The following is a 16,301-nucleotide window of genomic DNA, read 5'->3' as shown; positions in this document are numbered from 1 at the left end:
GCTCCACCCGGTCCTCCTGGCGGCCTTCGCCGTCGCCCCCCTCCTCCCCCGCCGCACCGCGTTCCGCGCGTACGGCCTGGTCCTGGGCGTGCCGGTGCTGCTCCTGGCGCTCCCGCTGGCCTACCTCGGCGGCATCCTGCTGATCCCGGCCGCCACCCTGCTGCTCCTGTCCCGCGGCGCCGACCCCCGCCGCAGCCCGGACCGGGCCCGCTTCCTGACCACGATCGCCGCGACCGTCCTCGCCCTGACCCTGGCCTGGTACGCCTCGGTCGTCTGAGACACGCTCCTGCGCCCGAGCCGCACCCGGCCCGGCTCCCCGGGGCGGTGCCGTACGCGTGGGAGCGCACATCGATCGCCGAAGGCGCGAGAGCGGCACGGTCAAAGCCCTGCCAAGCCTGCCGAAGGCCCCACCCGTGGAGTCCGTGGTGGAGCGGATCCCGCAGTTGCGCAGGACAACGGCGTCGTACGGTCGTGATCCGGTGTTCATGGGCCAATGGCAAGCTTGAAACATGAACGATGCTGCCCCGGCGCCCACCCCCGCGCCCGCGCCCCGCCGTGCCCGTGTCCGTGCCCCCGAGCTGATCGGCAAGGGCGGATGGATCAATACCGGCGGGAAGGACCTGAAGCTCGCCGACTTCCGAGGTCGCACATTGATCCTCGATTTCTGGACCTTTTGCTGCATCAACTGCCTCCACGTCCTCGACGAGCTGCGCGAGCTGGAGGAGAAGCACCGGGACACCCTGGTGATCGTCGGGGTGCACTCGCCGAAGTTCGTGCACGAGGCCGAGCACGCCGCCGTCGTGGATGCCGTCGAGCGGTACGGGGTCCACCACCCCGTGCTCGACGACCCCGAGCTCGCGACCTGGAAGCAGTACGCCGTGCGGGCCTGGCCCACGCTGGTGGTGATCGACCCCGAGGGGTACGTCGTCGCGCAGCACGCCGGTGAGGGGCATGCGCACGCCATCGCCCGGCTGGTCGCGGAGCTGGAGGCCGAGCACGAGGCCAAGGGGACGCTGCGGCGCGGGGACGGGCCCTACGTGGCTCCGGAGCCGGTCGCCGGAGAGCTGCGGTTCCCCGGGAAGGCGCTCGTGCTCCCGGACAGCGGGAACCTGCTCGTGTCCGACTCCACCCGGCACCAGCTCGTCGAGTTCGCTCCGGACGGGGAGACCGTCCTGCGGCGGATCGGCAGCGGTGAGCGCGGGTTCGGCGCGGACACCTTCAACGAGCCGCAGGGGCTGGCGCTGCTGCCCGACGGCCGGGTGGTCGTCGCCGACACCGTCAACCACGCGCTGCGCGTGCTCGACCCGGCCACCGGAGCCGTCGAGACCGTCGCCGGGACCGGCCGCCAGTGGTGGCAGGGCTCGCCGACCTCCGGGCCGGCGCTGGAGGTGGACCTGTCCTCGCCCTGGGACGTGGCGTGGTGGCAGGACAAGGTGTGGATCGCCATGGCGGGCGTGCACCAGCTGTGGACCTGGGACCCGGCCGCCGGGACCGTCCAGGTCGCGGCCGGTACGACCAACGAGGGCCTGGTGGACGGGCCCGCCGCCGAGGCCTGGTTCGCGCAGCCGTCGGGCCTGGCGGCGGCCGGGGACCGGCTGTGGGTCGCCGACTCCGAGACCTCGGCGCTGCGCTGGGTCGACGCCGACGGAGCCGTGCACACCGCCGTCGGCAGCGGGCTGTTCGACTTCGGGCACCGCGACGGCGAGGCCGGCCAGGCGCTGCTCCAGCACCCGCTGGGCGTGACCGCCCTGCCCGACGGCTCGGTGGCCGTCTGCGACACGTACAACCACGCCCTGCGCCGCTACGACCCCGCGACCGGCCAGGTCAGCACGCTGGCCACCGATCTGCGCGAGCCCAGCGACGCCGTGCTGGTCGGGGAGGAGATCGTGGTGGTGGAGTCCGCCCGGCACCGGCTGACCCGGCTGCGGCTGCCCGACGAGGCCGTGCGGGTCCAGGACGTCGCCCACCGCACGCAGCGGGCCGCCACCGACATCGCTCCCGGCACGCTCCGTCTCGACGTGGTCTTCCGGGCGCCGAACGGGCAGAAGCTCGACGACCGGTACGGGCCCTCCACGCGGCTGCTGGTGAGCTCCACGCCGCCCGAGCTGCTGGCCGGCGGCGAGGGGACCGGGACCGACCTGTTCCGCGACCTGGTGCTGGCCGACGGCATCACCGAGGGCGTGCTGCACGTCTCGGCGATGGCCGCGTCCTGCGACGACGACCCGGCCAACGAGTACCCGGCCTGCCACGTCCACCAGCAGGACTGGGGCGTGCCCGTACGGATCACCCCCGGCGGTGCCGGCCGGCTGCCGCTGGTCCTGGCCGGGATGGACGACTGAGGTGAGGAGGGGGGTGGGGCCGTTCCCGGCGGCTCCACCCCCGCCCCGGCACGGCCTGGCACGGCCCGGCCCGGCCCGGCACGGCCCGCCCCGGCCCGGCCCGCCCCGGCCGGGGCGCTCGCCGGCGGGCCGGTCAGCCCTCCAGGAAGGCCACCAGCGCGTTGGCGAGGAGGAACGGGTCGTCGGTGCCGCACAGTTCGCGGGCGCTGTGCATCGACAGGATCGCCACGCCGATGTCGACGGTCTGGATGCCGTGCCGGGCGGCGGTGATCGGGCCGATGGTGGTGCCGCACGGCATCGAGTTGTTGGAGACGAACGTCTGCCAGGGCACCCCGGCCCGCTCGCAGGCGGCGGCGAACACCGCACGGCCGCTGCCGTCGGTGGCGTAGCGCTGGTTGACGTTGACCTTCAGGATCGGCCCGCCGTTGGCCCGCGGGTGGTGCGAAGGGTCGTGCCGTTCAGCGTAGTTGGGGTGGACGGCGTGGCCGGTGTCGGAGGACAGGCAGATGGTGCCGGCGAAGGCGCGGGCGCGGTCCTCGTAGCTGCCGCCCCGGGCGAAGACGGATCGTTCCAGCACGTTGCCCAGCAGCGGGCCGTCCGCGCCGGTGTCCGACTGGGAGCCGTTCTCCTCGTGGTCGAAGGCGGCCAGGACCGGGATGTACTCCAGCTTCTGCGAGGTCGCGACGGCCGCCAGCGCGGCCGTACCGGCGTGCACGGAGACGAGGTTGTCCATGCGGGGGCCGGCCACCAGCTCGCGGTCGCGGCCGAGATAGGCGGGCGGCTCGATGGAGTGGACCATCAGGTCCCAGCCGGCCACCGAGCCGGCGGGCAGTCCCTCTTCCTCCTCCAGGAACGCGATCAGGTCGCCCTCCTGGACGTCGCCCAGGCCCCAGATCGGCTGCATGTGCCGCTGCTTGTCGAGCTTGAGGCCGTCGGTGTTGACCGACCGGTCGAGGTGGACGGCGAGTTGGGGCACGCGCAGCAGGGCGCGGTCGACGTTGACCAGCCGTTCGGAGCCGTCCCGCAGGGTCAGCCGGCCGGCCAGGCCGAGGTCCCGGTCCAGCCAGGTGTTGAGCAGGGTGCCGCCGTAGATCTCGACGGCGATCTGGCGCCAGCCCTGGGAGCCGGTGTCGGGCAGCGGCTTGACGCGCAGGTTGGGCGAGTCGGTGTGGGCCCCCACGATCCGGAACGGGGTGTGCGCCGCGGCGCCCTCGGGCACGTACCAGGCGATGATCGCCCCGCCGCGGAGCACGAACTTGCCGCCCGCGCTCGCGTCCCAGGCGTCCGTTTCCGACAACTGCCTGAAGCCTGCCTTCTCCAGTCGCTCGGCCGCACCGGCCACCGCGTGGTACGGCGAGGGGCTCGCCGCCAGGAAGGTCATCAGGTCGTCGGTGTGGCCGCGGTCGAAGCGGGCGGGAGAGCTCATGTGGTTCACCTTAACGACGGTCGTGTTCGCCATGGCCGGACTGTGGCGGATAGCCGACGGGCAGCCGCCGGAAGCAGGGGCCGCGGCGCAAGGTGAACCACGTCCCGGGCGGCTCAGCCCGGCGGACGCTCGAAGCGCCGCCGCAACTGCCTGCGCTCGCCCCGGCGGATGCGCGGGAGCATCTCCGGGGTCTGCGGGGAGCGCTGCGCGCGTCTCTTGCGTCCCGCGCAGAAGATACAGGCCTCACCCGGTGGAGCATCGGGGTCGATCGGCGCGCCGGGATGCTCGCTGCAGCCCGAGGCGTTGCGCGGGCGGGACAGCTCGCGGGCCACGATGAAGGCGCGGTGGACGTCGTCGGCGATGCGCACGAAGGCCTGGTCGGGCGAGGTGAGGGTGAGGTGGAAGCGCTGCTCGTCGACGGCCCGCAGGTAGGCCCGCAGCATGCCGAGCGTGTACGGGCCGTCCGGGACGGGGTAGCCGAGCCGGCGCTGCTCGGCGGGGGCCTGGCCGGCCGGGCCGGGGCCGGGCCGTCCGGTGCCGCCCTGGAACCGCAGCCCGAGCCGGCGCCGGTCGTTGCACAGCAGGCAGCGGCCCCAGCCCTCGGGGGCCTCGGGGTCCAGCGCGCCGTTGGGGTGGACGGGGCAGCCGGTGTAGCTCTTGGCCGGGGCCAGCCCGGCGGCCGTCCGGAAGGCGGTCCACAGGGCGTCGGTGACCGGCTCGTACTCGGCCGGGTGGGAGCCCTCGTAGAGCTCCTTCACCTGGTCGCCGAGGGTGCTCAGGCTGTCCTGAAGCTGCTTGAGGGCGTACGGGCGCCCCGTGGGCACGCTGTACCCCCGGCCGCCGGTGCGCTGCTGCTCCTGTGGACTCATGTCCACGAGCGTGCCACGAACCACGGACAACCGGGGAAACGGCCTGGTGAGCGGGGGGCGGGAGAGAAACGGGCAGCGGCCGGACCCCCTGTGCGAGGAGGGGTCCGGCCGCTGCGCGCGTACACCGCGTACGCGGGGTGACGAGGCTGCCGCGCCTGCTTAGAAGGCGGCCTCGTCGAGCTCCATGAGGGAGTTGTCGACGCCCTCGGCCAGCTCGCGCTGGACCGACAGGGCCGGCAGGACCTGGCCGGCGAAGAACTTCGCGGCGGCGATCTTGCCCTGGTAGAACGGCACGTCCTTGGCGGAGGCGGTCGGCAGCTTGGCGGCGGCCACGGCGGCGCCCTTGAGCAGCAGGTAGCCGACGACCACGTCACCGGAGGCCATGAGCAGGCGGGTGGTGTTCAGGCCCACCTTGTAGATGTTCTTGACGTCCTCGCCGGTGGCGGTGAGGTCGGTGATCATCTTGCCGACGATCGCCTCCAGGTCCACGGCGGCCTTGGCCAGCGCGTCGCGGGCCGGGGCCAGCTCCTCGCCGCCCTCGCCCTGGGCGAGGAACTTCTTGATCTCCTCGGAGAGGAGGTTCAGCGAGGCGCCCTGGTCGCGGACGATCTTGCGGAAGAAGAAGTCCTGGCCCTGGATGGCTGTGGTGCCCTCGTAGAGGGTGTCGATCTTGGAGTCCCGGATGTACTGCTCGATCGGGTACTCCTGCAGGTAGCCGGAGCCGCCGAAGATCTGCAGGGACTCGGCCAGCAGCGCGTAGGACTTCTCCGAGCCGTAGCCCTTGACGATCGGCAGGAGCAGGTCGTTCAGGCCGTGCAGCGCCTTGGCGTCCTCGCCGGCCGCCTCCTTGACCGCGATCTCGTCCTGGACGGTGGCGGTGTACAGCACGAGGGAGCGCATGCCCTCCGCGTACGCCTTCTGCGTCATCAGCGAGCGGCGGACGTCGGGGTGGTGGGTGATGGTGACCTTGGGCGCGTTCTTGTCCAGGAAGTCGGCCAGGTCGGTGCCCTGCACGCGCTCCTTGGCGTACTCCAGCGCGTTCAGGTAACCGGTCGAGAGCGTCGCGATGGCCTTCGTGCCGACCATCATCCGGGCGAACTCGATGATCATGAACATCTGGCGGATGCCGTCGTGCTTGTCGCCGATCAGCCAGCCCTTGGCGGGGTGCTGGTCGCCGAAGGTCATCTCGCACGTGTTGGAGGCCTTCAGGCCCATCTTGTGCTCGACGTTGGTGGCGTAGACGCCGTTGCGCTCGCCCAGCTCGCCGGTCTCCCAGTCGAAGTGGAACTTCGGGACGAGGAACAGCGACAGGCCCTTGGTGCCGGGGCCGTGGCCCTCGGGGCGGGCGAGGACGTAGTGGAGGATGTTCTCCTCCATGTCGTGCTCACCCGAGGTGATGAAGCGCTTGACGCCCTCGATGTGCCAGGAGCCGTCCTCCTGCTGGACCGCCTTGGTACGGCCGGCGCCCACGTCCGAGCCGGCGTCCGGCTCGGTGAGGACCATGGTGGAGCCCCAGCGCTTCTCGACGGCGATCTGGGCGATCTTCTTCTGCGCCTCGTTGCCCTCGGCGTGCAGGATGCCGGCGAAGGCGGGGCCGGAGGAGTACATCCACACGGCCGGGTTCGCGCCGAGCAGCAGCTCCGCGTAGGCCCAGATCAGGGAGCGCGGGGAGGTGGTGCCGCCGATCTCCTCCGGCAGGCCCAGGCGCCAGTACTCGGAGTCCATGAAGGCCTTGTACGACTTCTTGAACGAGGCCGGGACCGGGGCGGTGTTGGTCTCGGGGTCGAACACCGGCGGGTTGCGGTCGGCGTCCGCGAAGGACTCCGCGAGGTCGTTCTCCGCGAGGCGGGCGATCTCGTCCAGGATGCTCTTGGCGGTCTCGACGTCCATCTCCGCGAACGGACCGGAGCCGTACTGCGTGTCGCGGCCGAGCACCTCGAAGAGGTTGAACTCGATGTCGCGGAGATTCGACTTGTAGTGGCCCATTGCGACGGCTCCGTTAAGGCTCGGGGAGGCATTCCTCGTACGCGTACCAATCGGTAACGTCATGATGCTACCCGCCGGTAATAAGAATCAACCCCCGTCCGACGACTGTGACCAGCGTCAAGCGTGGCGGGAATCCGTGCCCTGACGGCGAGGGGTGCTCGGTAGGCTTCGGCCCATGTACGGCTACGACCAGAACGTGAGCGCGGGCCACGCGGGGCAGAATTACGCCGCTCCGCAGCATCCGCAGCAGATGGCGGGCGGGTACGCCGAGCAGCCGCTGTACCCCGAGCCCTCCCCGCCCTCGCTCGCCGACGCCGTGCGGGCCTTCACGACCGGGTCGCTGTCGGCCGAGGACTTCCAGCAGATCTTCGCCACGTCGAAGGTCTACTGCCCGCGCGGGGACACCCCCGGGTTCCTGGCGCTGCACAACACCCAGCAGCCGGTGATCCCGATGTTCACCACGCTCAAGGAGCTGCGCCGGTACGCCGGCAAGGAGTCCAAGTACTTCGTGATCACCGGCGCCGAGGTGATCGACCTGCTGCCCACCGGGTACGGCTTCGTCCTCGACATGGAGGGCGACCACCGGATGGTCTTCGACGCGAAGGCGGTCGAGCAGATGGTCGACTACGCGATGCGCCGCATGTACGGCTAGACGGAGGCCTGACGCCTGCACGTACGCCTGCGCGTACACGGATCTCCCGGGGAGGGGCGCGTGCTACGGATCCACTTCTCGCTGGAGGACCTGCTCAGCGTCACCTTCGCCGCCGAGCCCTACCCCTTGGTGGAGCTCGCCCTCGCGATGGCGGCCTGGCAGCGCGACGACGAGCGGGCCGTCTTCGGGCCCTGGCGGGGCCGGCTCTCGCGGGAGCTGCCCGGCCGGGCCGTCGGCCCGCTGCTGGAGCTGCTGCGGCCGGACGGGGACAACCCGCCGTTCCTGGAGCCGTTCGTCCGCGACCTCGACGAGGCCCTGGCCGTGGTCCGCGAGGCCGGCACCCGGCTGACCGACGACGAGCTGCGCCGGGTGGCGGGCCGGGCCCGGGGCCCGGTGACCTGGCTGCGGGCGCTGTGGGACCAGGAGGCGGGGGCCTGGGAGCAGCTCGGGGCCGCGCTGCGGGCCGGGCACGAGACGGTGATCGCCCCGCACCGGGACCGGATCCGCGCCGCCTTCCGGGCCGATGTCGCCTGGCGGACCCGGCTGATGGCCTCCCACGGCATCAAGGCGGTCCTGACGAGCACCCATCCGGACGCGCGCTGGGACGGCTCGGTCCTGGAGGTGGGGCGCCCGCCCGACTACGAGGTGCGCCTGGCCGGCCAGGGACTGCTCCTGATGCCCTCGGTCTTCTGGACCGGCCGGCCGCTGCTGGCCGGCTCCGCGCCGGACGGCAGCGGCGGGGGCCGGCCGGTGCTGCTCTACCCGGCGCTGACCCCGTTCCCGCTGACCGCCGGCGAGCCGGCGCCGGGGCCGGACCCGCTGGACGCGCTGCTGGGGCGGACCCGGGCGGCGGTGCTCCAGCACCTGGTGCAGCGGCGTACGACCACCGAACTGGCCCGGGACCTGGCCATCAGCCTGCCCTCGGCCTCCGAGCACGCCCGGACGCTGCGGGCGGCGGGCCTGATCACCACCGAACGCGAGGGCAAGGCGGTGCTGCACACGGCCACCGGCCTCGGCGTCGACCTCCTCCACGGCACCCGCTGACGCGGCCCCGCAGGCTCGGCGGCCCCGCACGGTCGGCGGCTTCGCACGCTCAGCGGCCCTGGTCCCGCCGCACCCGGCGCCGCCACCACACGGCCGCCACCGCGCACCCGGCCACGACCAGGGCCCCGTAGAGCCACAGGGGCAGGACGTCCGGGCGGTGGGCCAGCGAGGTCCGCATCCCGGCCACGGTGACGACGCCGACGGCGTGGGCGCCGCCCTCCGGGTCCGTGTACGCGGTCGCCCAACGCCACAGCAGGTAGGCGGCCAGGCAGAACACCCCCCACGCGGCGAGGTACGGCCACGGCGGGCCGGGCAGCGGCTCCAGCGGCCCGGTCGGGGCCCACCGCCAGGAGGCGTAGCCGACGGCCACGGTGGCGGCCGCGAGGGCGGCCGCGGCGCCGAGCACCGCCGACGGGGACGGCGGCTGGGCCGGAGCGGTGGTGCCGGTCCGGCTGCCGGTGTCGTCCGCGGTGTCCGTGCCGTTGTCGTTGCTGGTCACTGCCACTCCTGCCGAGATGCGGGTACGCGGGGGAGGACGCGGCGCGGGGGGCGGTGGTTGATCGGGAATGGGACGAGTGACGCCACCGTTGTGTGCGGGTGTGGCAGAAAGTTCGAGTTTCAACTAAACTCGGAGCAGAAGGAGGTCCGACCATGCCTGCAGTGACTGTGGAGAACCCGCTCACGCTTCCCCGGGTGGCCGCGCCGGCCGATGCCGTGGCGCGCCCCGTGCTGGCCGTGACGAACGCGCCGAGCGGCTTCGAGGGCGAGGGCTTCCCCGTGCGCCGTGCGTTCGCGGGGATCAACTACCAGTACCTGGACCCGTTCATCATGATGGACCAGATGGGCGAGGTGGAGTATCAGCCCGGGGAGCCGAAGGGCACCCCGTGGCACCCGCACCGCGGCTTCGAGACGGTCACGTACATCATCGACGGGATCTTCGACCACCAGGACTCCAACGGCGGTGGCGGCACCATCACCAACGGCGACACCCAGTGGATGACGGCCGGCTCGGGCCTCCTCCACATCGAGGCCCCGCCGGAGCACCTGGTCGTGTCCGGCGGCCTCTTCCACGGCCTCCAGCTGTGGGTGAACCTGCCGGCGAAGGACAAGATGATGGCGCCGCGCTACCAGGACATCCGCGGCGGCAACGTCCAGCTGCTGACGTCCCCCGACGGCGGCGCACTGCTCCGCGTCATCGCCGGCGAGCTGGACGGCCACCAGGGCCCCGGCATCACGCACACCCCGATCACGATGATCCACGCGACGCTCGCCCCCGGCGCGGAGGTCACCCTGCCGTGGCGGGAGGACTTCAACGGCCTGGCGTACGTGCTCGCGGGCCGCGGCTCGGTGGGCGCCGAGCGCCGTCCGATCCACCTGGGCCAGACGGCCGTCTTCGGCACCGGCTCCTCGCTCACCGTCCGCGCGGACGAGAAGCAGGACTCCCACACCCCGGACCTGGAGGTCGTCCTCCTCGGCGGACAGCCCATCCGCGAGCCCATGGCCCACTACGGCCCGTTCGTCATGAACACCCGCGAGGAACTCCAGCAGGCGTTCGACGACTTCCAGAAGGGCCGCCTGGGCACGATCCCGGCCGTCCACGGAATGTCCGAGGGCGGGCTGTAACCAGGGCCCCCCGGAGCCGGCGCGCTACCGCGCCGGCTCCGCCGCGTCCGGGCCCCCGTACCGGTCCCGGAGTTCCGAGATGATGCCGAAGGCTGCTGCGGTCAGGGGGACCGACAGGAGCATGCCGAGGATGCCTGCCACGCCGGCGCCTGCGGTGATGGCCAGCATGACCACCGCCGGGTGCATCTGGACCGTGCGGCTCTGGATCATCGGCTGGAGGACGTGGCCCTCCAGGACCTGGACCGCCAGGACCACGCCCAGGGCCCACAGGCCGATGAACCAGCCGCGGTCGGCGAAGGCGACCAGGACGGCGACCGTGCCGGAGACGAAGGCGCCCAGGTACGGGATGTAGGCGCCGACGAAGACCAGGGCGGCCAGGCCCACCGCGCCCGGCACGCGCAGGACCAGCAGGCCGATGCCGATGCACAGGGCGTCGATGAGGGCGATGAACGTCGTGCCGCGCATGAAGCCCTCGACGGCCTCGAACGCGCGCCGGGCCATCGCCTCCAGCATGTCCCCGGCCTGACGCGGAGCCAGCGAGCGCAGCGTGAGCACCGCGCGGTCGCCGTCGCGCAGGAAGAAGAAGCTGAGCAGGAGGGCGAGGACGGCCTCGGCGATCACCTCGCCCACCACGCTGATGCCGGCGATCACCCCGGAGGCGGCGGTGCCGCCGAACTTGGTCAGCAGGTCCTTGGCGTTCGCGGCCAGGTCCTCCAGCGAGGTGCCGGCCGCCCCGAGGTGCCCGGCCAGGTCCTCACCGGCCCGGCGCAGGCTGACGATGATCTGGTCCCCGGTGTTCACGAGCACGCTCGCCACGACGTACGCCGCCCCGCCGAACACCACCACCACGGCCAGGCAGGTCAGCGCCGCGGCCAGCGACCGGTTCACCCGCATCCGGATCAGCCGCCGGTACAGCGGCCCCAGCAGGGCGGTGCCGAGCAGGGCCAGCAGCACCGGGGTGACGGCGGTACGGAACACCGTGCACAGCCACACCAGGACGGCCGCGACACCGGTCAGGAGCAGGAAGACCACGCACCAGGCGGCCAGCCGCCGGACGGGCTCGGGGAGCAGGGAGCTGATCACGCCCCATCCAACCACGCACGGGCGGCGCGGCCGGCTCAGGCGGAGTCCGGCTTGGACCGCTCGAACAGCTCGAACCAGATCGACTTGCCCTCGCCGCGCGGGTCCACGCCCCAGGCGTCCGCCAGCATCTCCATCAGCAGCACACCGCGGCCGCTGGAGGCCATCTCGCCCGGGTGCCGCTTGTGCGGCAGCTCGTCGGAGCCGTCGGCGACCTCCACCCGCAGCCGCCGGGCGCCGAGCTCGCCCACCGCCTCGGCGACCAGCAGCGCGTCGCCGTCGGTGTGCATCAGCACGTTGGTGACCATCTCCGACACCATCAGCACCGCCGAGTCCACCTGCTCCGGGTCCGCCCAGTCGTGCAGCAGCTCGCGCACCTGCCGGCGGGCACCGGAGATCCGCTCGGGCTCGGCCTGCGCCACGGTCAGCATGGTCCGGCGGGCCGGCCGGACCAGGTGCTCGGCCGGGGCTCCGCACCCGCAGCCCGGGCCCTCGCGGCACAGCAGCACCACCGCTATGTCGTCCTCGCGGCGGTCGGCGAGAGGGCCGGTGGTGTGGTGCGAGGAGGGCCCGTGCACGGCCTGGACCAGCAGGTCGGCGAGCTTCTCCAGGCCCTCGGTGACATGCGCCTCGGACTCCAGGACGGCGCGCAGCCGCGCCCAGCCGGTGTCCAGGTCGTGCCCGCCGGTCTCGATCAGCCCGTCGGTGCACAGCATCATCGTCTCGCCCGGCTCCAGCGTGAACCGGGTCGTCGGGTAGTCGGTGTCCGCGACGATGCCCAGCGGCAGCCCGCCCGCCGTGGGGCGCAGCAGCACGGTGCCGTCGGGCATCCGGATCGCCGGGTCCGGGTGGCCGGCCCGGGCCACCTCCAGCACTCCGGTCTCCGGGTCGCACTCCACGTACAGGCAGGTGGCGAAGCGGGGGATGTGGAAGTCCTCCGCGGAGTCCTCGGCGGAGCCGTCGACCGCCGCGGCCGTGCCGGACGAGAAGGGATCGCCCGACTGGAGGCCGGACAGGAAGCGGGAGGCCCGGGAGAGCACCGCGTCCGGCCGGTGGCCCTCCGAGGCGTACGCGCGGACGGCGATCCGGAGCTGGCCCATCAGCCCGGCCGCGCGCACGTCGTGGCCCTGCACATCCCCGATGACCAGGGCGAACCGGCCCGAGGGCAGCGGGATCATGTCGTACCAGTCGCCGCCCACCTGCAGGCCGCCGCCGGTGGGCACGTAGCGCGCGGCCACCTGCATGCCCGGGATCTGCGGGCCCAGGGTCGGCATCATCGAGCGCTGCAGGCCGGTGGTCAGCTCCCGCTCGGACTCGGCCACGCCGGCCCGCTGGAGGGCCTGGGCCAGCATCCGGGCCACGGTGGTCAGCACCGACCGCTCGTCGGGGGAGAAGGAGACCGGCTGCTTGAAGGCGGCCATCCAGGCGCCCATGGTCCGGCCGGCCACGATCAGCGGGACGAAGGCCCACGAGACCCGGCCGAAGCGCTGGGCGAGCGGCCAGGTGGCCGGGAACCGCCGTTTGTAGTCCTCCGGCGTGGGCAGGTAGATCGCCCGGCCGGTGCGGACCACCTCGGCGGCCGGGTAGTCGGTGTCCAGCCGCATGTGCGAGAAGGGGCCCTCGTCGTCCGGGCCGTGCCCGTGGTGGCCGATGACCGACAGCCGGTCGCCCTCCACCCCGAAGACGGCCAGCCCGTCCGGGCTGAACCCGGGCATCGACAGCGACGCCGCCACCCGCAGCACCTCGGCGGTCGACCGCGCCTCCGCCAGCGCCCGGCCGGCGTCCAGCAGGAAGGCCTCCCGCGAGCGCCGCCAGTCCCCGGTGATCGGGGTGTGCGCGGCGGTGGTCCCCGGCTGCGGCTCGGCGATCTCCTGGAGCGTGCCGATCAGCTCGTAGTCCGGCCGGCCCCCGTCCGAACGGTTCTCCAACGGCTTGGACCGGGTGCGTACGGTACGCAGCACGCGCCCGTCCTCGTCCATGATCCGCAGCCGGGCCTCGGCGAGGGTGCCCTCGGCGACGGCGAGGTTCACGATCCCGTTGATCTCGTTCCAGTCCACCGGGTGGAAGCGGGACCGCACCGCGGCCTCGGGCAGGACGACGGGTTCGGCGGGCAGGCCGAGCAGCCGGGCGGCCTCGCCGTCGAGGGCGACCGTGCCGGCGGCGTTGTCCCACCGCCACAGGCCCGTCGCGATGGCGGCCAGGACGTCCTCGGTACGCACCCCGCCATGTTTACAGGTCATCGCGGCGCTCCGCCCGTCCGGATCCGGCGCAGGTCGGGCGCGGACGCGGGCGGTAACCTTGTGAGGGTTGTATCCACCTGCTATCGCGAAGAACTGGATGAATGATGCATCGGTACAGGTCCCACACCTGCGGCGAGCTCCGTGCCTCTGACGTCGGCGCCGACGTCCGGCTGAGCGGCTGGCTGCACAATCGTCGAGACCTGGGCGGCATCCTCTTCATCGATCTGCGCGACCACTACGGCATCACGCAGCTCGTCGCCCGTCCCGGCACCGCCGCCGCGGAGGTCCTGGACAAGCTGTCCAAGGAGACCGTCGTCCGCGTCGACGGCAAGGTCGTCTCCCGCGGCGCCGAGAACATCAACCCCGACCTCGCCACCGGCGAGATCGAGATCGAGGCCGCCGAGGTCGAGGTGCTGGGCGCCGCCGCCCCGCTGCCGTTCACGATCAACACCGACGACGGGGTGAACGAGGAGCGCCGTCTGGAGTACCGCTTCCTCGACCTGCGCCGCGAGCGCATGCACCGCAACATCATGCTGCGCTCCGCCGTGATCGCCGCGATCCGCCACAAGATGGTCGCCCTCGGCTTCAACGAGATGGCCACCCCGATCCTGACCGCGACCTCCCCCGAGGGCGCGCGCGACTTCGTGGTGCCGTCCCGCCTGAACCCCGGCAAGTTCTACGCCCTGCCGCAGGCCCCGCAGCAGTTCAAGCAGCTGCTGATGATCTCCGGCTTCGACCGCTACTTCCAGATCGCGCCGTGCTTCCGCGACGAGGACGCCCGCGCCGACCGCTCGCCGGGCGAGTTCTACCAGCTCGACGTGGAGATGTCCTTCGTCGAGCAGGAGGACGTCTTCCAGCCCATCGAGAAGCTGATGACCGAGCTCTTCACCGAGTTCGGCGGCGGCCGCGAGGTCACCTCGCCGTTCCCGCGGATCCCGTTCCGCGAGTCGATGCTGAAGTACGGCAACGACAAGCCCGACCTGCGCGCCAAGCTGGAGCTCGTCGACATCACGGACGTCTTCGAGAACTCCGAGTTCAAGGCGTTCGCCGGCAAGCACGTCCGCGCCCTGCCGGTGCCGGACACCGCCGCCCAGCCGCGCAAGTTCTTCGACGGGCTCGGCGAGTTCGCGATCTCGCTCGGCGCGAAGGGCCTGGCCTGGGTGCGCGTCGGCGAGGACGGCTCGCTGACCGGCCCGATCGCCAAGTTCCTCACCGAGGAGAACGTCAAGGTCCTCACCGAGCGCCTCGGCCTGGCGGCCGGCCACGCCGTGTTCTTCGGCGCGGGCGAGTTCGACGAGGTCTCCAAGATCATGGGCCCGGTCCGGGTCGAGGCCGCCAAGCGCGCCGGCCAGTTCGAGGAGAACGTCTTCCGCTTCTGCTGGATCGTCGACTTCCCGATGTACGAGCGGGACGAGGAGACCGGCAAGATCGACTTCTCCCACAACCCGTTCTCCATGCCGCAGGGCGGCATGAAGGACCTGGAGGAGAAGGACCCGCTGGACATCCTGGCGTGGCAGTACGACATCGTCTGCAACGGCATCGAGCTGTCCTCGGGCGCCATCCGCAACCACGAGCCCGAGGTCATGCTCAAGGCCTTCGAGATCGCCGGTTACGAGGCGGAGACCGTGGAGCGCGAGTTCGCGGGCATGCTGCGCGCGTTCCGCCTCGGCGCCCCGCCGCACGGTGGCATCGCCCCGGGCGTGGACCGCATCGTGATGCTGCTGGCCGACGAGCCGAACATCCGCGAGACCATCGCCTTCCCCCTCAACGGCAATGCCCAGGACCTGATGATGGGCGCGCCGACGGAGCTGGAGGAGGCCCGCCTGCGCGAGCTGAACATCGCGCTGCGCAAGCCGGTGGAGAAGAAGACCGCCGCCGGTGAGCGGCCGGTCTCCGAGGCGGTCCACCCGGACGCCGCGCGCTGAGCCGTGCCGGGGCCGGCTGAGCCGAGCTGAGCTGAGCCGAGCTGAACGGGAAGGGGCCCGGGATCCGTACGGATCCCGGGCCCCTTCGTCGTCGCGGGCCGTCGTCGCCGGTGGCTCAGAAGTCGGCCAGGACGCCCTTGAGGAGGGCGGCCGAGGTCAGTTCGGCCGGGGCCGGGCCGGCGTGGAAGAAGCCGGTGTTGTCCAGGTCGAGCTTGCGGACGAAGTCGAACGCCTTGGAGTCCAGGTCGCCGAACGCGACGAACTGCCAGTGGATGTCGTACGCCGCCGCGTCGACCAGGGCCTGGCGGGCCGGCTGGCGGTTGTCGGGGGCGCCGTCGGTCTGGAAGACCACGAAGGCCGGGCCTTCGCCGCCCTGCTTGACGTAGTGCTCGACGACCTGCTCGACCGCCACGTGGTAGCTGGTGCGGCCCATGCGGCCGAGCGCGGAGTGCTGGGCCTCGACCCAGCCCTCGTGCGTGTCCAGGGTGAGGTCGGCGGTGCCGTCCACCTCGGTGGAGAAGAACACCGTGTGCACGGTGGCCTGCTCGTCCAGGTGCGCGGCCAGGGCCAGGGTGTGCTCGGCCAGGTGCTGGACGCTGCCGTCCTTGTAGAACGGTCGCATCGAGCCGGAGCGGTCCAGGACCAGGTAGACGCGGGCCCGGGCCCTTGCCTTCCCCTTGCCGCGCAGCACCTGCCCGGCCGCCTTGTACGCCCCGGCGACCCCGGCGGCCCGCCGCTTCACCTGCGCCAACGCCACCGCAGGCCCGACCTCCGCCCCAGCCACTACGGGCTCGGCCTCGGCCTCGGCCGCGACGGGCTCGGGCTCCGGCTCGGGCTCGGCGGCTACGGCGACCACCTCGGGCTCGGCCTCGGCCGCGACGGGCTCGGGCTCCGGCTCGGGCTCGGCGGCTACGGCGACCACCTCGGGCTCGGGCTCCGCCGCGACGGGCTCGGGCTCGGCGACCGGCGCCTCGGCCACGACGGGCTCGGGCTCCGGCTCGGGCTCGGCGGCTACGGCGACCACCTCGGGCTCGGGCTCCGCGACCGGCTCGGCCTCGGCCGCGACCGGCTCCGGCTCGGCCGCGACCGGCTCCGGCTTCGGGGTGGGGGGCGGGGT

The 16,301-nt window shown here is 72.6% G+C and carries 13 protein-coding genes; 6 read left to right on the top strand and 7 right to left on the bottom strand.

Going from position 1 to position 16,301, the window contains the following annotated elements; genetic code table 11:
• Together EF918_RS37115 and EF918_RS21130 are read left to right on the top strand one after the other, a co-directional pair.
• On the top strand, positions 1–277 hold a 277-nt coding region (locus tag EF918_RS37115; RefSeq protein WP_221889732.1), incomplete at its 5' end, for a hypothetical protein.
• Positions 278–509: 232 nt separating this feature from the next.
• Entirely contained in the window at positions 510–2,339 is a 1,830-nt protein-coding gene (locus tag EF918_RS21130) for an NHL domain-containing thioredoxin family protein (RefSeq protein ID WP_125648877.1), read from the top strand.
• Between the two features lie 133 nt (positions 2,340–2,472).
• Here the strand turns inward: EF918_RS21130 and EF918_RS21125 are convergent, their stop codons facing one another.
• The 3 genes from EF918_RS21125 to EF918_RS21115 form a co-directional block, all read right to left on the bottom strand.
• Positions 2,473–3,765: a M18 family aminopeptidase gene (locus EF918_RS21125; RefSeq protein ID WP_125648893.1), complete on the bottom strand. Its 1,293-nt coding sequence runs from the start codon at positions 3,763–3,765 to the stop codon at positions 2,473–2,475.
• Positions 3,766–3,878: 113 nt separating this feature from the next.
• Positions 3,879–4,634: a hypothetical protein gene (locus tag EF918_RS21120; protein ID WP_125648874.1), complete on the bottom strand. Its 756-nt coding sequence runs from the start codon at positions 4,632–4,634 to the stop codon at positions 3,879–3,881.
• Between the two features lie 159 nt (positions 4,635–4,793).
• Positions 4,794–6,620, bottom strand: a complete 1,827-nt coding sequence (locus tag EF918_RS21115; RefSeq protein ID WP_125648871.1) for an acyl-CoA dehydrogenase — start codon at positions 6,618–6,620, stop codon at positions 4,794–4,796.
• A gap of 175 nt (positions 6,621–6,795) precedes the next feature.
• On the opposite strand from EF918_RS21115, the gene EF918_RS21110 reads away from it, so the two are divergent.
• Both EF918_RS21110 and EF918_RS21105 read left to right on the top strand, forming a co-directional pair.
• A complete protein-coding gene (locus tag EF918_RS21110) occupies positions 6,796–7,272 on the top strand; it encodes an SseB family protein (protein WP_125648868.1) in 477 nt (158 codons plus the stop codon).
• 60 nt (positions 7,273–7,332) lie between these two features.
• Entirely contained in the window at positions 7,333–8,316 is a 984-nt protein-coding gene (locus EF918_RS21105) for a helix-turn-helix domain-containing protein (protein WP_125648865.1), read from the top strand.
• A gap of 49 nt (positions 8,317–8,365) precedes the next feature.
• On the opposite strand, the gene EF918_RS21100 is transcribed toward EF918_RS21105, so the two are convergent.
• On the bottom strand, positions 8,366–8,815 hold the full coding sequence (locus tag EF918_RS21100; protein ID WP_125648861.1) for a hypothetical protein: 450 nt from the start codon (positions 8,813–8,815) through the stop codon (positions 8,366–8,368).
• A gap of 152 nt (positions 8,816–8,967) precedes the next feature.
• Here EF918_RS21100 and EF918_RS21095 point away from each other — a divergent pair, with 152 nt between their 5' ends.
• The gene (locus EF918_RS21095) at positions 8,968–9,939 is read left to right on the top strand and encodes a pirin family protein (RefSeq protein ID WP_125648857.1); all 972 of its coding nucleotides are present in this window, start codon (positions 8,968–8,970) and stop codon (positions 9,937–9,939) included.
• Between the two features lie 24 nt (positions 9,940–9,963).
• On the opposite strand, the gene EF918_RS21090 is transcribed toward EF918_RS21095, so the two are convergent.
• Together EF918_RS21090 and EF918_RS21085 are read right to left on the bottom strand one after the other, a co-directional pair.
• Entirely contained in the window at positions 9,964–11,019 is a 1,056-nt protein-coding gene (locus EF918_RS21090; RefSeq protein ID WP_125648890.1) for an AI-2E family transporter, read from the bottom strand.
• A 38-nt stretch (positions 11,020–11,057) separates the two neighbouring features.
• Positions 11,058–13,238: a SpoIIE family protein phosphatase gene (locus EF918_RS21085; RefSeq protein ID WP_125648886.1), complete on the bottom strand. Its 2,181-nt coding sequence runs from the start codon at positions 13,236–13,238 to the stop codon at positions 11,058–11,060.
• 125 nt (positions 13,239–13,363) lie between these two features.
• On the opposite strand from EF918_RS21085, the gene aspS reads away from it, so the two are divergent.
• Positions 13,364–15,184 carry an aspartate--tRNA ligase gene (gene aspS, locus EF918_RS21080; RefSeq protein WP_125648883.1) on the top strand — a complete coding sequence of 607 codons (1,821 nt, stop codon included), beginning with the start codon at positions 13,364–13,366 and terminating at the stop codon, positions 15,182–15,184.
• Between the two features lie 115 nt (positions 15,185–15,299).
• On the opposite strand, the gene EF918_RS21075 is transcribed toward aspS, so the two are convergent.
• On the bottom strand, positions 15,300–16,301 hold a 1,002-nt coding region (locus tag EF918_RS21075), incomplete at its 5' end, for a VWA domain-containing protein (RefSeq protein WP_260610445.1).

This window comes from Streptomyces sp. WAC06614 (genome assembly GCF_003949795.1).
In the GTDB taxonomy this organism is placed as follows: domain Bacteria; phylum Actinomycetota; class Actinomycetes; order Streptomycetales; family Streptomycetaceae; genus Streptomyces.
The sequence above is the reverse complement of the archived record's forward strand: the minus strand, read 5'-3'. Positions and strand labels throughout refer to the sequence as shown.